This window comes from Pseudomonas sp. E141 (assembly GCF_052659885.1).
The window spans coordinates 1,842,510-1,857,808 of sequence record NZ_CP084024.1; the positions used below are offsets into that span (position 1 = coordinate 1,842,510).

15 protein-coding genes are annotated in these 15,299 nt (G+C 61.9%); 7 read left to right on the forward strand and 8 right to left on the reverse strand.

Going from position 1 to position 15,299, the window contains the following annotated elements; genetic code table 11:
• Positions 1-236 precede the first annotated feature (236 nt).
• The 7 genes from GKKCFE_RS08305 to GKKCFE_RS08335 all read left to right on the forward strand — a co-directional run bounded on the left by GKKCFE_RS08305 (position 237) and on the right by GKKCFE_RS08335 (position 7,062).
• A complete protein-coding gene (locus GKKCFE_RS08305; protein ID WP_047229364.1) occupies positions 237-1,058 on the forward strand; it encodes an alpha/beta fold hydrolase in 822 nt (273 codons plus the stop codon).
• Between the two features lie 132 nt (positions 1,059-1,190).
• Positions 1,191-2,138, forward strand: a complete 948-nt coding sequence (locus GKKCFE_RS08310; RefSeq protein ID WP_047229365.1) for a LysR family transcriptional regulator — start codon at positions 1,191-1,193, stop codon at positions 2,136-2,138.
• On the forward strand, positions 2,135-2,548 hold the full coding sequence (locus GKKCFE_RS08315; RefSeq protein WP_139050656.1) for a DoxX family protein: 414 nt from the start codon (positions 2,135-2,137) through the stop codon (positions 2,546-2,548). Before GKKCFE_RS08310 ends, GKKCFE_RS08315 begins: the two co-directional genes overlap by 4 nt.
• The gene (locus GKKCFE_RS08320) at positions 2,541-3,167 is read left to right on the forward strand and encodes an antibiotic biosynthesis monooxygenase (protein WP_188251534.1); all 627 of its coding nucleotides are present in this window, start codon (positions 2,541-2,543) and stop codon (positions 3,165-3,167) included. Before GKKCFE_RS08315 ends, GKKCFE_RS08320 begins: the two co-directional genes overlap by 8 nt.
• A gap of 145 nt (positions 3,168-3,312) precedes the next feature.
• Entirely contained in the window at positions 3,313-5,151 is a 1,839-nt protein-coding gene (locus tag GKKCFE_RS08325) for an amidohydrolase (protein WP_076385492.1), read from the forward strand.
• 146 nt (positions 5,152-5,297) lie between these two features.
• Positions 5,298-5,933, forward strand: coding sequence for an isochorismate family cysteine hydrolase YcaC (ycaC, locus tag GKKCFE_RS08330; RefSeq protein ID WP_281459371.1), 636 nt, complete (start codon positions 5,298-5,300; stop codon positions 5,931-5,933).
• Positions 5,934-6,183: 250 nt separating this feature from the next.
• Entirely contained in the window at positions 6,184-7,062 is an 879-nt protein-coding gene (locus GKKCFE_RS08335) for a LysR family transcriptional regulator (RefSeq protein WP_076385489.1), read from the forward strand.
• A gap of 55 nt (positions 7,063-7,117) precedes the next feature.
• On the opposite strand, the gene GKKCFE_RS08340 is transcribed toward GKKCFE_RS08335, so the two are convergent.
• The 8 genes from GKKCFE_RS08340 to nuoI form a co-directional block, all read right to left on the reverse strand.
• A complete protein-coding gene (locus GKKCFE_RS08340; protein WP_047227744.1) occupies positions 7,118-7,594 on the reverse strand; it encodes a hemerythrin domain-containing protein in 477 nt (158 codons plus the stop codon).
• Between the two features lie 200 nt (positions 7,595-7,794).
• Positions 7,795-8,898, reverse strand: a complete 1,104-nt coding sequence (locus GKKCFE_RS08345; RefSeq protein ID WP_445577721.1) for an NAD(P)/FAD-dependent oxidoreductase — start codon at positions 8,896-8,898, stop codon at positions 7,795-7,797.
• A 129-nt stretch (positions 8,899-9,027) separates the two neighbouring features.
• Complete coding sequence (gene nuoN, locus GKKCFE_RS08350; protein WP_047227742.1) at positions 9,028-10,491, reverse strand: NADH-quinone oxidoreductase subunit NuoN; 1,464 nt, start codon at positions 10,489-10,491, stop codon at positions 9,028-9,030.
• A 7-nt stretch (positions 10,492-10,498) separates the two neighbouring features.
• On the reverse strand, positions 10,499-12,031 hold the full coding sequence (gene nuoM / locus GKKCFE_RS08355; RefSeq protein ID WP_047227741.1) for an NADH-quinone oxidoreductase subunit M: 1,533 nt from the start codon (positions 12,029-12,031) through the stop codon (positions 10,499-10,501).
• Positions 12,032-12,070: 39 nt separating this feature from the next.
• Entirely contained in the window at positions 12,071-13,924 is a 1,854-nt protein-coding gene (nuoL, locus tag GKKCFE_RS08360) for an NADH-quinone oxidoreductase subunit L (RefSeq protein WP_445577722.1), read from the reverse strand.
• Positions 13,921-14,229 (reverse strand): NADH-quinone oxidoreductase subunit NuoK, encoded by a 309-nt coding sequence (gene nuoK, locus GKKCFE_RS08365; protein ID WP_044463936.1) that lies wholly within the window; start codon positions 14,227-14,229, stop codon positions 13,921-13,923. Before nuoK ends, nuoL begins: the two co-directional genes overlap by 4 nt.
• A gap of 4 nt (positions 14,230-14,233) precedes the next feature.
• A complete protein-coding gene (gene nuoJ / locus GKKCFE_RS08370) occupies positions 14,234-14,734 on the reverse strand; it encodes an NADH-quinone oxidoreductase subunit J (RefSeq protein WP_047227739.1) in 501 nt (166 codons plus the stop codon).
• A gap of 9 nt (positions 14,735-14,743) precedes the next feature.
• Complete coding sequence (gene nuoI, locus GKKCFE_RS08375) at positions 14,744-15,292, reverse strand: NADH-quinone oxidoreductase subunit NuoI (RefSeq protein WP_047227738.1); 549 nt, start codon at positions 15,290-15,292, stop codon at positions 14,744-14,746.
• Between the last annotated feature and the right edge of the window lie 7 nt (positions 15,293-15,299).

A 15,299-nucleotide genomic window follows, 5' to 3' on the forward strand; every position in this document is an offset into this window, starting at 1 on the left:
CGAGGGAGCTTGCTCCCGCTGGGCTGCGAAGCGGCCCCCAGGGCCCCGTTCCCAATCAATCTGGCACGCCGAGGTGACAGTCTTGGGGCTGCTGCGCAGCCCAGCGGGAGCGAGCTCCCTCGCCACAAAAGCAGTTTTCACACCGACGCTCCAAAAAAATTAACAACGTTTAACTCACGCAAATGCCCCCTCTGACCGGACCATTGAGCAATCCACCCACCTCAAGGAGTCACGTCATGAGCACCTTCATCACCCGCGACGGCACCGAGATCTACTACAAGGATTGGGGCAGTGGTCAACCGGTGGTCTTCAGCCACGGCTGGCCGTTGAACTCGGACAGTTGGGAGGCGCAGATGATGTTCCTGGCGTCCAACGGTTACCGCGTGATCGCCCATGACCGCCGCGGGCACGGGCGCTCCAGCCAGCCTTGGGACGGCAACGACATGGACACCTATGCCGATGACCTGGCCGAGCTGATCGAGCGGTTGGACCTCAAGGAAGCGGTGCTGCTGGGCTTCTCCACCGGCGGTGGCGAAGTCGCCCGCTACATGGGTCGTCATGGTGCCGCCCGCGTCGCCAAACTTGGGCTGATTTCGGCGGTGACCCCGTTGATGCTCAAGACCCCGGCCAACCCGGGTGGCTTGCCCGTGCAGGTGTTCGACGGTTTCCGCCAGGCCTCCCTGGCTGACCGATCTCAGCTATACAAGGATGTGGCCAGTTCGTTCTTCGGTGCCAATCGGCCGGGCGCCAAGGTCTCCCAGGGCATGATCGACTGGTTCTGGATGCAGGGCATGCTCGCCGGTCACAAGAACACCTACGACTGCATCAAGGCGTTCTCGGAGACGGATCTGTCCGAAGACCTGCGCAATATCGATGTGCCGACCCTGGTGGTGCATGGCGATGATGATCAGGTGGTCCCCATCGAAACCGCCGGCATCGCCGCCGCCAAGTTGCTCAAGAACTCGCAGTTGCTGATCTACCCCGGCGCGCCGCATGGCCTGACCGATACCCACAAGGACCGTCTGAACGCGGACCTGCTGGCGTTTATCCAGGGTTGACCAAGCCGCAAGCCTGTGGGAGCGAGCCTGCTCGCGAAAGCGGTGGGTCAGCTGGCACTTATGTCGACTGTGTTACCACATTCGCGAGCAGGCTCGCTCCCACAGGACCGGTATTCAACAGGAACAACACCCATGAACCGCAATGATTTACGCCGCCTCGACATGAACCTGCTGGTGATCTTCGAGGCGCTGATGTTCGAGAAGAACCTGACCCGTGTCGCCGAAAAGCTGTTCATGGGCCAGCCGGCGGTGAGCGCGGCGCTGGGACGGCTGCGGGATCTGTTTGACGATCCGCTGCTGATCCGCAACGGTCGCGGCATGGAGCCGACGCCGCGGGCCCTGGCGATCCTGCAGGAACTGCAGCCGGCCATGGATACGATTTCGGGCGCGGTCAGCCGGGCCAAGGCTTTCGATCCATCCACCAGTTGCGACGTGTTCCGCATCGGTTTGTCCGACGATGCCGAATTCGGCCTGTTTCCACCCTTGCTCAGTCAACTGCGCGAAGAAGCACCCGGCATCATTGTGGTGGTGCGCCGGGCCAATTTTCTGCTGATGTCGTCGCTGCTGGCCAGTGGTGAAATCAGCGTCGGCGTGAGTTACACCACCGACCTGCCGGCCAATGCCAAGCGCAAGAAATTGCGCGACATTCCCTGCAAGGTCTTGCGCGGCGACCAGCGCCCTGGGCCGCTGACCCTGGACGAATACTGCGCGCGGCCCCATGCCATGGTTTCGTTTTCGGGCGACCTGAGCGGCAACATCGACCTGGACCTGGCTCGCATCGGTCGAACGCGCAAAGTGGTGTTGGCGGTGCCGCAGTTCAGCGGTCTGCGAGCCTTGCTGGCAGGCACCGAACTGATCGCCACCGTGCCTGACTACGCCGCCTGCGCGCTGGTGGAAGGCTGCGCGTTGCGTGCTGAGGATCCGCCGTTTCAGATCAATGCCGCCGAGTTGTCGATGGTTTGGAGCGGTGTGCATGACAACGATCCGGCCGAGCGCTGGCTGCGCTCGCGCATTGCCACCCATATGTCTCAATCGTTACCGGCCGCCGCCTATGCGGATCTGGATGGAGTCCAGCGATGAGCAATGTGCACGAACGTTCCCTGCAGGATCTGGGTTTGCTGTTTCTGCGCCTGAGCGGTGGGCTGTTTTTACTGTGGGTCCACGGTCTGCCCAAGCTGTTGCATTACAGCGTTGAGCTGACGCGCATCGAGGATCCGTTTCACCTGGGCGCCGCGCCCACCCTGATGCTGGCGATTTTCGCAGAAGTGCTTTGCCCCCTGTTGATCATGGCCGGGGTCCTCGTGCGTCTGGCGTGCGTGCCCATCCTGTTTCTGCTGGCCGTCGCACTTGTGGTGGTACACCCGCAGTGGACCCTGGAAGAAGGGCAGTTCGGCTGGCTGCTGCTGATTGTATTTACCAGCGTGTTGATTGCCGGGCCTGGGCGCCTGGCGATGAACACGCGTTTTGTTGGAGTGCTACGTCATGTCTGAACCTCAAACCGTTGAATCCACCAGCGGCCCTGCAAAACCCGGCTTCGACGAAATCGTCACCCTGGTGATCAAGCACCGGATCAAGTCCGGCCAGGACGCGGCTTATGAGGCCTGGTTGCGCCGCACCGTGCAGGTGGCTGGTCAGTGGCCTGGGCACTTGGGTGTGGATGTGGTGCGGGGCAAGCTGGGCGGGCTGTCGCTGTTTACCTGCGTGCTGCGTTTCTGCTCCACCGAGGCGATGCAACGCTGGCTGGATTCGCCCCAGCGCCGCGAGCTGGTGGAAGAGGCCGCGCCGCTGCTGGCTGATGGCGACCAGACCGAAGTCGCCCCCCACAAGGAGTTCTGGTTCGCCCCGCTGGCCGATGCCGCCATTCCTCCGCCACGCTGGAAACAGGCGGTGGTGACGCTGTTGGTCATCCTGCCCCACACCTTGCTGGTACCGCTGATCTGGGGGCCTGTGCTGCAACTTCACGCATTTCTTTCCAACTACGTAGTCGCCACATTCCTGATCACCCTGACCATCGTGCTGTCGGTGGTGTACGTGTGCATGCCGCTGGCCACCCGCCTGTTCGCGCCGTGGCTAGAAGCCTCTCAAACCCACGAACACCTGGAGCCCTAAGCAGCGCCGAGCTGTTGTGACAAACACTGTTGTGGCGAGGGGGGGTTGTGGCGAGGGGATTTATCCCCGCCGGCTGCGGAGCAGCCCCCTTCTAAATGCCACCACCGATTGATTCACCTGCACATTTATCGCCAAAGGAAGTCCGATGAACGCCGATCTGATTCTATTCAATGGCCAGTTCCATACCGTCGACCGTGAGAAGCCCCGCGCCAGTGCGGTCGCCATCAGCCAGGGGCGCTTCGTCGCGGTAGGGACCGACGCCGAGGCCATGGCCCTGCGCGGCAGCGGCACCCAGGTTATCGACCTCAAGGGCCGTACCGTCATCCCCGGGCTCAACGACTCGCACTTGCACCTGATCCGTGGTGGCCTGAACTACAACCTGGAACTGCGCTGGGAAGGCGTGCCTTCCCTGGCCGATGCCTTGCGCATGCTCAAGGACCAGGCCGATCGCACACCGACGCCGCAATGGGTGCGGGTGGTGGGCGGCTGGAACGAATTCCAGTTTGCCGAAAAACGCATGCCGACCCTTGAAGAACTCAACCAGGCAGCCCCGGACACCCCGGTATTCGTCTTGCACCTGTATGACCGAGCCTTGCTCAACCGCGCGGCGCTACGAGTGGCTGGCTACACCCGCGATACGCCAAACCCGCCGGGCGGCGAGATCGTGCGCGACAGCAAGGGCGAACCCACCGGCATGCTGGTGGCGCGGCCCAACGCAATGATCCTTTACTCGACCTTGGCCAAGGGGCCGAAGCTGCCTTTGGAGTACCAGGTCAACTCCACGCGCCAGTTCATGCGTGAACTCAATCGCCTGGGCCTGACCAGCGCCATTGATGCCGGCGGCGGTTTCCAGAATTACCCGGATGATTACGCGGTGATCGAGCAGTTGGCCCGGGAGCAGCAGTTGACGGTGCGCATCGCCTACAACCTGTTCACCCAGAAGCCCAAGGAAGAACTCACCGACTTCAAGAACTGGACCGGCAGCGTCAAGTTGCACCAGGGCGATGACTTCCTGCGGCACAACGGCGCCGGTGAGATGTTGGTGTTTTCGGCAGCGGATTTTGAAGACTTCCTCGAACCGCGTCCGGACCTGCCACCGGGCATGGAGCAAGATCTGGAGCCGGTGGTTCGGCACCTGGTGGAGCAGCGCTGGCCGTTCCGCCTGCATGCCACCTATGACGAATCCATCAGCCGCATGCTCGATGTGTTCGAGAAGGTCAACCGCGACATTCCGTTCAACGGTCTGCCGTGGTTCTTCGACCACGCTGAGACCATCACGCCGAAAAACATCGAACGCGTGCGAGCGTTGGGCGGCGGTATCGCGATCCAGGACCGCATGGCCTTCCAGGGTGAATATTTCGTCGACCGCTACGGTGCCAAGGCCGCCGAAGCCACGCCACCGATCAAGCGCATGCTGGCCGAAGGCGTGCCGGTGGGGGCTGGTACCGACGCTACTCGGGTGTCGAGCTACAACCCCTGGACTTCGCTGTACTGGATGGTCAGTGGCCGCACTGTCGGCGGCCTCTCGTTGCACGAAGAGGGCCTGCCGCGCCTGACCGCGCTGGAACTGTTCACCCATGGCAGCGCCTGGTTCTCCTCGGAGCAGGGCAAGAAAGGCCAGATCAAGGTCGGCCAACTGGCGGACCTGGCAGCACTGAGCGCGGATTTCTTCAGCGTCGAGGAAGAGGCCATCAAGTGGATCGAGTCGGTGCTGACAGTGGTCGACGGCAAGGTGGTGTACGCCGCCGGCGACTTCGAAAAACTCGGCCCCGCCAGCGTGCCGGTACTCCCGGACTGGTCGCCGGTGGTCAAGGTGCCCGGCCACTGGCGTCCGACTTCACCGTTGCAGGCGCAAGTCCATCAGTGCAGCGGCCCGTGCACGGTGCACGCCCATAGCCATGAACGGGCGCGGCTGTCGAACGTTCCAGTCAGCGATTTTCAGGGCTTCTGGGGCGCGTTTGGCTGTTCCTGTTTTGCTTTCTGACTAACGCACCGATTTTCTCCTGTGGGAGCGAGCTTGCTCGCGATGGCGGCGGAACATTCAACATCGCCTCCGCCTGACATTCCGCTATCGCGAGCAAGCTCGCTCCCACAGGGTTTTGTCACAAACCATCCCAAAGGAGTCATCCCATGAGCAACGTTCCTGCTTACGCTTACAATCGCCTGAACAAGGACGACGCAGTCGTTCTGCTGGTCGATCACCAGACGGGTCTGATTTCCCTGGTCCAGGACTTCTCGCCGAACGAGTTCAAGAACAACGTGCTGGCCCTGGCTGACCTGGCGAAATTCTTCGGGCTGCCAACCATCCTGACCACCAGCTTCGAACAAGGCCCCAACGGCCCGATCGTGCCGGAGCTCAAGGAAATGTTCCCGGACGCGCCGTACATTCCGCGCCCAGGCCAGATCAACGCCTGGGACAATGAAGACTTCGTCAAAGCGATCAAGGCCACCGGCCGCAAGCAACTGATCATCGCTGGCGTGGTAACCGACGTCTGCGTGGCATTCCCGACGCTGTCGGCATTGGCCGAAGGTTTCGAAGTGTTTGTCGTCACCGACGCTTCGGGCACGTTCAACGAAACCGTGCAGCAAGCGGCCTGGGTGCGCATGACGGCTGCCGGCGCGCAGATGATGAACTGGTTCTCGGTGGCCTGTGAGTTGCACCGCGACTGGCGCAACGACATCGAAGGCCTGGGCAATCTGCTGTCCCAGCGTATTCCCAACTACCGTAACCTGATGAACAGCTATTCGGCGCTGACCGCCAAGTAAGCTGAGTGGTTGCTGCTGGATGACGCCCGCCTTGTGCGGGCGTTTTTGTGCCTGGCATCCACTTTTCGGCAAGCCGATCGGCCGTCATCGCGAGCAGGCTCGCTCCCACATTTATTCAGGGTGACCACAAGATCCTTGTGGGAGCAAAGCTTGCTCGCGATGACGGCTACACCTTAACCCTCTATGCAACCTGTCTCACCCTATCCACAATACCCACCAGAACATCCCGACTGTCCACCTTGGAATGACAATGAACCCCTTCGAAGAAATGCGCATTTTTGCCCAGGTCATGGAGTCGGGCAGTTTCACCGCGGCGGCGGAAAAGCTCGGGCTGTCCAAGCAGTTCGTCAGCCGCAAGCTCATGGAGCTGGAGCAGCGACTGGGCGTGCGTTTGCTCAATCGCTCGACACGACGGCTGGATGTGACACCGCTGGGCCAGCGCTATTACGAAGCAGCGCTGCGCCTGCTCAGTGAAGTCGAACAGGTGGAGCAGGGCATCAGCGGCCAGACCAGCGAGCCTCGCGGCACCATTCGTCTCAGCGCACCGCTGTCGTTCGCGGTCGCGCACCTGGGCAGCCTGTTACCGCTGTTCTTGCAGCGCCACCAAGAGGTGAGTGTCGAAGTGGATTTGAGTGATCGCTCGGTTGACCTGCTGGGGGAAGGCTACGACATTGCGCTGCGCATTGGCGTGCTGGAGGATTCGACGTTGATCGCCCGGCGCATCGCGACCATTGAGCGAGTGTACTGCGCCAGCCCCGCCTACCTGGCGCAACGCGGCACGCCCGAACGGCCCGAAGACCTACGCAATCACGATTGCCTGCCCTATGGGCATAGCCGTCAGGTGCAATGGCGGTTCGGTGGACGCAGCAAACCGCTGACCCTGGAGGTCGCCGGACGCATGCGTGCCAATAACGGCGATTTGCTCAGGGACGCGGCTGTCGCGGGCATGGGCATCACGTATCTGCCGACGTTCATTGTCGGAGAGGCATTGAAAGACGGACGATTGATCAAGGTGCTCGAAGGCTTCGAGACAGAGGCCTTGGCGCTGTCGGCGGTCTATCCGCAACATCGGCAAAGTTCACGCCCGGTTCAGGCGTTGGTGGAGTTCTTGCGAGAACAGATGCAGTGAGCTGCCCGGCTGCGTTCAGCCGTGGCAAACGGCTGAACGCATCGGCAGCGCCTGATCAGGCGGCCAGGCTGGAGCTGCTCATTTCTTTTTTGTACTGCGCCTTCATGGCTTCCATCTGCTCGCCCAACGACTCCAGCGTCGCTTTGCCCAGCAGTTTTTTGGCTTGAGGGAACATCTCGGTTTCCTCTTCTTCGATATGGTGCTCAAGCAACTCTTTGACCACTTTCACCCGGCCGGCAAATTCTGGGGTGGACGGGTCGGTGTTCTTCAGGTCCGGCAGCACCAGCGAGTCGACGGTGCGGTGCTCTTCCTTGGCCTCATAGTACATCTCGGCCTGCTCCTTGCCGCCGGCCTGCTTGTAGGCCGGATAGAGAATCTCTTCTTCCAGTCGGGTATGAATGGAGATTTCCATTTCCAGCTTCGCCAACAGGTCGGTGCGTTTCTTGATGCCTCGGCTGGTTGATTCGCTCAGCTGGGCAAGGATGGCCTTGACGCGTTCATGGTCGGCTTTCAACAGGTCGATGGCGTTCATATGTAGCTCCTGGCAATTCACGGATGCGGGCCGGCTTCAAGCGCCAACGCCGCGTTACAAGGAAATTGCATCAGTCGTGCCAGCCAATGATTTATATAAACTCGTTTTAAAACAGCAGGTTATATCAGTCTGTTTTTTGCGGGTCGTGCAGCCTGCATGAGGGCATGGAAAAATGCATTGCACTTTGCGCTGCCCCACCGCTAGACGATCAGTTGCCGCACCCGCCCGGCAAGCGCCAGGCAGGAGGTCAGCCCTGGCGATTCGATCCCGAATAGATTGATCAGCCCCGGGACCTGATGCTCGGCGGGGCTGCTGATGAGGAAGTCCCGGGCCGGCTCGTCGGGGCCGGAAATTTTCGGACGGATGCCGCTGTAGCCCGGTTGCAGGCTTTGGTCCGGCAAGCCAGGCCAATAATTGCGAATCGCCGGGTAGAAGGCCTCGGCCCGGGCCGGGTCCACGCGGTAGTCCTCGCGCTCGAGCCACTCGGTGTCCGGGCCGAATCGGGCCTGGCCCGCCATATCCAAGGTCATGTGAATGCCCAGGCCGGCAGCTTCCGGAGCGGGGTAGATCAGATGCCGGAAAGGCGCGCGTCCAGTCAGGCTGAAGTAGCTGCCCTTGCACAGATAATCGCGGGGCACCGAGTGCGGCGTCAGGCCTTCGATACGGCGGGCGAGGGCGGGCGCCTGGAGGCCGGCGGCGTTGATCAGTCGGCGGCAGGACACGCTCATCTGCGCCGTACCACCCAGTTCCAGCATGAAACCTCCGGTGATGGTCCGTGCCCTCAGCAAGGGCGTGTGGAATACGATGTCGGCACCGGCCGCTTCGGCATCCCCCTGCAAGGCCAGCATCAGTGCGTGCGCGTCGACGATACCGGTGGAAGGCGAATACAGCGCGGCCACGCACGCCAGAGCGGGCTCCAGCTCCAGCGCCTGCTGCTGATCGAGCAGACGCAGGTCGTCGACACCGTTCTTCAATCCTCGCTCAAACAAGGCCTTGAGCCCCTCCACCTGAAGCTGATCCTTGGCAACGATCAATTTGCCAAGCCTGTGGGTCGCGACCCGGTGACTCTCGCAATACGCGTACAACCGCTGGCGACCCTCGACACATAGCTGCGCCTTGAGGCTCCCCGGAGGGTAATAAATGCCGGCATGGATGACTTCGGAATTGCGCGAGCTGGTGCCCATGCCGATGGCTTCGCCGGCTTCGATCAACAGCACTTCGTGACCGGCCTGGGCCAGTTCCCGAGCCACGGCGAGCCCGACCACGCCCGCGCCCACCACCACGCAATCGATATCCATGCCCAAAGCCTTTCCCTCTTGGAGTCGTATGTTCAAGCGCCTCAGGATAGCCCGAGGTAGGCGACTTCTACAGCCCAAAAAAAATGCCCGTATCAAGCGATACGGGCATTTTTTGATGCTACAGCGTTCGGGTGATCAACCCGTCAGGCCGGCCTGCTGAACCAGGGTCAGCAACGGCTGCGGGTACACACCGAGGAAGAACGCCAGTACGGCGATAGCCAGCAGCATCACGCCGCCTGCCTTCTGTTCCCAGTGCAACTCGGCATCGTGGCGACGCAGGTTCGGTTCCATCAGGTACAGGGTGACCATCACGCGCAGGTAGTAGAACACGCCGATGGCACTGCCCAGCACCAGGGAGCCGACCAGCCACCATTGGTGAGCCTCGACGCCGGTGGCGATGATGTAGAACTTGCCGATGAAGCCGGCGGTCAGCGGGATGCCGGCCAGGGACAGCATCATCACGGTCAGCACGGCGGTCAGGTACGGACGGCGCCAGAACAGGCCGCGGTATTCGTACAGGGCGTCGGCGTCACGGCCGTTGTACGGCGAGGACATCAGGGTGATCACGCCGAACGCGCCAAGGCTGGTGATCACGTAGGTGACCAGGTACACGCCGATGGCTTCCACCGCCAGGCCCTTGCTGGCGATCAGCGCGATCAGCAGGTAACCGAAGTGGGCGATGGACGAGTAACCCAGCAGACGCTTGAGGTTGCTCTGGGTCAGCGCCAGCAGGTTACCGAACAGAATCGACGCGATGGCAATGATGGTCAGCACGTCACTCAGCACACCGCTGCTGGCCACTGGCGAGATCTGGAACAACCGCACCATCACCGCGAACACTGCGACTTTCGACGCGGTGGCCAGGAACGCCGCCACCGGCGCCGGGGCGCCTTCGTAGACGTCCGGGGTCCAGAGGTGGAAAGGTACCAGCGACAGTTTGAACGCCAGGCCGATCAGCATCATGCCCAGGCCCAGTTGCGCGATCGGGCTAGGCAGGCCGGTGGCCGCCAGGGCCTGACCGATGCCGACGAAGCTCAGGGTGCCGGCTTCGGCGTAGAGCAGGGCCATGCCGAACAACAGGAACGCGGAACCGGCGGCCGACAGCACCATGTACTTGATGCCGGCTTCCAGGGAGCGCTTGTTGAAGAAGGCATAGGCCACCAGACCGTAGACCGGCACCGACAGCAGCTCCAGACCGATGAACAGGCTGGCCAGGTGCTGCGCGCTGACCAGGACCAGGCCACCGGCGGCGGCCATCAGGATCAGCAGGTACAGTTCTTCACGGTTGCCCGGGTAACCCGTACCGCCATCGCCGAGGTAGGCGTGGGCGAGGGTGACGCAGGCGAGGGTGGCGACCAGGATCAGCGCCATGTACAGGCAGGCGAAGCTGTCGATCTGCAACAGCGGGGTGACCGCCAGCGGCGCGACTTTCAGGGCCGGCAAAATCGACAGCAGGGCCAGGTTCAGCCCCGCCACCGACAGCAGGAAGGTCTGTGAGTGATTGCGCCGCCAGGCGATCGCCAGCATCACCACGATGATCGTGGCGCTGGTGATCAACAGCGGCGCAAGCGCGATAAAGTGTTGAATCGTGAATTCCATAGCGCTCTTACCGGGCCGAAGCGAGTTGAGAGAAGGCGGTGCCGAGCCACTGCTGCACGCCATGCATCGTGGCGGCAGAGGTGTCGAGGAACGGTTGCGGGTAGACGCCGAGGTAAACCAGCAGCACCGCAAGGCCGAGCACCATGATCAGTTCGCGACCGTCCATGCCGCGCAGCACTTCATCCGACTTGGTCGGGCCGAAGTAGGCGCGGTGGATCATGATCAGCGAGTAGACCGAACCGAACACCAGGCCAGAGGTGGCGATGGCGGTGATCCACGGAGCGCTGACGAACGAGCCGATCAGGATCAGGAACTCGCCGACGAAGTTACCGGTGCCCGGCAGGCCCAGGGACGCCGCGGCGAAGAACAGACTGATGGCCGGCAGGTAAGCGATGCGCGACCAGATACCGCCCATTTCACGCATGTCCCGAGTGTGCAGACGCTCGTACAACTGGCCGCTGAGGATAAACAGTGCCGCAGCCGACAGGCCGTGGGCCAGCATCTGGATCACCGCGCCTTGCAGGGCCAACTGGCTGCCGGAGTAGATCCCGATCAGCACAAAGCCCATGTGCGAAACACTGGAGAAGGCGATCAGGCGCTTGATGTCGGTCTGGGCGAACGCCAGGAACGCACCGTAGAAAATCCCGATCAGACCCAGGGTCATGGCAATCGGCGCGAACTCGGCCGAGGCATTGGGGAACAGCGGCAGGGCGAAGCGCAGCAGGCCGTAGGCGGCGGTCTTGAGCAGGATACCGGCCAGGTCCACGGAACCTGCGGTCGGCGCCTGGGCGTGGGCGTCCGGCAGCCAGGAGTGGAACGGCACCACCGGCAGCTTCACCGCGAAAGCGATGAAGAAGCCCAGCATCAGCACATACTCGGTGGTGCGCGACATCTGCACTTTCAACAGGTCGGCGTAGTTGAAGGTAATCACGCCGGTGTTGTTGAAGTTGACCAGCACCAGGCCAAGGATCGCCACCAGCATGATCAGGCCGGAAGCCTGGGTGAAGATGAAGAACTTGGTCGCCGCGTAGATCCGGGTTTTCTTGCCGTCCGAAGAACTGTGACCCCAGAGCGCGATGAGGAAGTACATCGGCACCAGCATCATTTCCCAGAAGAAGAAGAACATGAACAGGTCCAGCGCCAGGAACACGCCGACGACACCGCCCAGGATCCACATCAGGTTCAGGTGGAAGAAACCGACGTGACGCTGGATCTCTTTCCAGGAGCACAGGACCGAGAGGATACCCAGCAGGCCGGTCAGCAGGATCATCAGCAGCGACAGGCCGTCGAGAGCCAGATGCACGCTGATACCGAAGCGTTCGATCCAGATGTGCTTGAACTCAAGCGCCCAGGTTGGATCGGCGCCAGGGGCCGGAGCAAATGAATAGTCGCCGGTCGCCCAGAGCCAGAGGCCGAGTGCGAGTTCCAGGGACATGGTCAGCAGCGCAATCCAGCGCGGGAGGGTGGAGCTTGAACGCTCCGCCATCCAGCACAGCAGGCCGCCGATGAAGGGGATCAGGATTAGCCAGGGCAGAATCATGACGGGCTCGTTTCCTTTCGCAAGTTCGCAAGGTTCATATCAGACCGCTACCAGCACGATGGCGCCGATAACCAGCACGGCGCCAGCCGCCATGGAAGCCGCATACCAACGCAGTTGACCGGTCTCGGTACGGCTCAGGGCAGTGTGGCCGCCCTTGGCCATGCGCGGGATCAGGCCAATGGTCTGGTCGAGCGGGTCTTTGCGCAGAATGTGGCTGATCGCAAGGTATGGCTTGACGAACAGTTTGTCGTAGATCCAGTCGAAGCCCCAGGCAGCGAACCACCAGGTCGAAAGGAATCGCCCGATGCCGCTGTTGGCGATCGCCGTGACGAAGCGACGCTTGCCCAGGAACAGCAGGGCGGCCAGCAGGATACCGGCCAGGGCGATGGCGCCCGAAGCGATTTCCAGGCTGTGCTTGGCGTCGCCGCCGGCATGGCCGACGCTTTGCGGCAGTACATCGGCCAGCGGTGGCGTGATCATTGCGCCGACGAAGGTCGACAGCACGATCAGCACCGACAGTGGCAGCCAGTGGGCAATGCCGTGGCCAGCGTGGGCTTCGGTCTTGGCTTCACCGTGGAACGCGATGAAGATCAGGCGGAAGGTGTACAGCGAGGTCATGAACGCACCCACCAGGCCGGCATAGAGCAGACCCTGGTTGCCGCTGGCGAACGCTTCCCAGAGGATCTCGTCCTTGGAGTAGAAACCGGCGGTGACCAGTGGCAGGGCCGCCAGGGCCGCGCCGCCGACGATGAAGCTGGCGTAGGCCAGTGGCAGTTTCTTCCACAGGCCGCCCATCTTGAAGATGTTCTGCTCGTGGTGGCAGGCAACGATCACCGCACCGGAAGCAAGGAACAGCAGCGCCTTGAAGAAGGCGTGGGTCATCAGGTGGAAGATCGCGCCTTCCCAGGCGCCGACGCCCAGGGCCAGGAACATGTAGCCGATCTGGCTCATGGTGGAGTAGGCGAGGATACGCTTGATGTCGGTCTGGACCAGGGCTGCGAAACCGGCCAGCACCAATGTCACGCCACCGACGATGCCGACCAGGTGCAGGATGTCTGGCGCCAGGGCGAACAGGCCGTGGGTACGGGCGATCAGGTAGACACCGGCAGTCACCATGGTTGCGGCGTGGATCAGTGCCGAAACCGGGGTAGGGCCAGCCATCGCATCCGCCAGCCAGGTCTGCAACGGCAGTTGCGCGGATTTACCGACAGCGCCGCCCAGCAGCATCAGGGTCGCCAGGACGATCCAGAAGTCGCCGGCCTGGAAGTGCTGCGGAGCACGTACCAGCAGCTCCTGGATGTTCAGGGTGCCCAGTTGCTGGAACAGGATGAACAGGCCGATGGCCATGAACACGTCGCCGATCCGGGTCACGATGAACGCCTTGAGCGCCGCGTTACCGTTGTTGCGGTTGCTGTAGTAGAAACCGATCAACAGGTACGAGCACAGGCCCACGCCTTCCCAGCCGAAGTACAGGAACAGCAGGTTATCGCCGAGCACCAGGAACAGCATGCTGGCGATGAACAGGTTGGTGTAGGCGAAGAAGCGCGAGTAACCGGCTTCGCCGCGCATGTACCAGGAGGCGAACAGGTGGATCAGGAAACCCACGCCGACCACCACGCCCAGCATGGTCACCGACAGGCCATCCAGGTACAGGGCGAAGTTCGGCGTGAAGCCTTCCACCGCCATCCACTGCCACAGCACCTGCACGTACGCGCCACCTTCAGGCGGGGCGACGTTGAACTGCCAGATCACGTAGGCCGTGACGATGGCAGACAGGCCGATGGACCCCACGCCAACCAGCGCCGAAAGGTTTTCCGACCAGCGTCCACGAGAGAACGACAGCAGCAGGAAACCGATGAGGGGAAATACGAAAGTCAGAAAGAGTAGGTTCATCCGCGCATCTCGCTGGCAGCGTCGATATCGAGAGTGTGGAAGCGGCGATACAGCTGCAACAGAATCGCCAGGCCGATACTGGCCTCAGCGGCTGCCAGGCTGATCACCAGGATGAACATGACTTGCCCATCCGGCTGCGCCCAGCGAGCGCCCGCGACGATGAAGGCCAGGGCGGAGGCATTCATCATGACCTCCAGGCTCATCAGCACGAACAGAATGTTGCGGCGGACCATCAGGCCGACCAGACCGAGGCAGAACAGGATGCCGGCAACCGCCAGACCATGCTCGAGAGGGATAGCAGGCATGTGATTACTCCTTCGCCTCGTTACGGCCCAAATGGAACGCCGTGACGGCTGCGGCAAGCAGCAGCATCGAGGCGAGTTCGACCACCAGCAGGTACGGACCGAACAGGCTGATGCCCACGGCCTTGGCGTCTACGGTGGTGTGGCCGATGGCCTGGCCGCTCTGGTGAGCGAACAGTACATACAGCAGTTCACCCAGCAGCAGCGCGGCGAGAATCACCGGCCCCGCCCAGATGCCCGGCTTGAGCCAGGAGCGTTCTTGCTGCACCGAGGCCGGGCCCAGGTTCAGCATCATCACCACGAACACGAACAGCACCATGATGGCGCCGGCGTAGGCGATCACTTCCAGCGCACCGGCAAACGGCGCACCGAGGCTGAAGAAGGTCATGGCCACGGCGATCAGCGAGATGATCAGGTAGAGCAGGGCGTGCACAGGGTTGGTGTTGGTGACCACTCGAAGCGTGGAGACCACCGCGATACCCGATGCGAAATAGAAAGCGAATTCCATCTTTCTTCCTTAAGGCAGCAAGCTCTTCACGTTGATCGGTTCGGCTTCATTTTGCGCGGCGCCTTTTGGCTTACCGGCAATGGCCATACCTGCAACACGATAGAAGTTGTAATCAGGGTTTTTACCGGGACCGGAAATCAGCAGATCTTCTTTCTCGTACACCAGGTCCTGACGTTTGAACTCGGCCATTTCGAAATCCGGCGTGAGCTGGATCGCGGTGGTCGGGCACGCTTCCTCGCAGAGGCCGCAGAAAATGCAGCGCGAGAAGTTGATACGGAAGAAGTCCGGGTACCAGCGACCGTCTTCGGTTTCGGCTTTCTGCAACGAGATGCAGCCCACCGGGCACGCTACGGCGCACAGGTTGCAGGCCACGCAGCGTTCTTCGCCGTCGGGGTCGCGGGTCAGGACGATGCGGCCGCGATAACGCGGCGGCAGGTAGACCGCTTCTTCAGGGTATTGCAGGGTGTCGCGCTTGCGAAAGCCATGGCCGAAGATCATGACCAGGCTTCGCAGTTGGGTACCGGTACCCTTAACGATGTCGCCAATATATTTGAACATGGGTCAA

Coding starts and splice junctions, on each gene's coding strand:
- GKKCFE_RS08305 (WP_047229364.1), top strand. CDS start 237: ATGAGCACCTTCATCACCCGCGACGGCACCGAGATCTACTACAAGGAT.
- GKKCFE_RS08310 (WP_047229365.1), top strand. CDS start 1,191: ATGAACCGCAATGATTTACGCCGCCTCGACATGAACCTGCTGGTGATC.
- GKKCFE_RS08315 (WP_139050656.1), top strand. CDS start 2,135: ATGAGCAATGTGCACGAACGTTCCCTGCAGGATCTGGGTTTGCTGTTT.
- GKKCFE_RS08320 (WP_188251534.1), top strand. CDS start 2,541: ATGTCTGAACCTCAAACCGTTGAATCCACCAGCGGCCCTGCAAAACCC.
- GKKCFE_RS08325 (WP_076385492.1), top strand. CDS start 3,313: ATGAACGCCGATCTGATTCTATTCAATGGCCAGTTCCATACCGTCGAC.
- ycaC (WP_281459371.1), top strand. CDS start 5,298: ATGAGCAACGTTCCTGCTTACGCTTACAATCGCCTGAACAAGGACGAC.
- GKKCFE_RS08335 (WP_076385489.1), top strand. CDS start 6,184: ATGAACCCCTTCGAAGAAATGCGCATTTTTGCCCAGGTCATGGAGTCG.
- GKKCFE_RS08340 (WP_047227744.1), bottom strand. CDS start 7,594: ATGAACGCCATCGACCTGTTGAAAGCCGACCATGAACGCGTCAAGGCC.
- nuoN (WP_047227742.1), bottom strand. CDS start 10,491: ATGGAATTCACGATTCAACACTTTATCGCGCTTGCGCCGCTGTTGATC.
- nuoM (WP_047227741.1), bottom strand. CDS start 12,031: ATGATTCTGCCCTGGCTAATCCTGATCCCCTTCATCGGCGGCCTGCTG.
- nuoL (WP_445577722.1), bottom strand. CDS start 13,924: ATGAACCTACTCTTTCTGACTTTCGTATTTCCCCTCATCGGTTTCCTG.
- nuoK (WP_044463936.1), bottom strand. CDS start 14,229: ATGCCTGCTATCCCTCTCGAGCATGGTCTGGCGGTTGCCGGCATCCTG.
- nuoJ (WP_047227739.1), bottom strand. CDS start 14,734: ATGGAATTCGCTTTCTATTTCGCATCGGGTATCGCGGTGGTCTCCACG.
- nuoI (WP_047227738.1), bottom strand. CDS start 15,292: ATGTTCAAATATATTGGCGACATCGTTAAGGGTACCGGTACCCAACTG.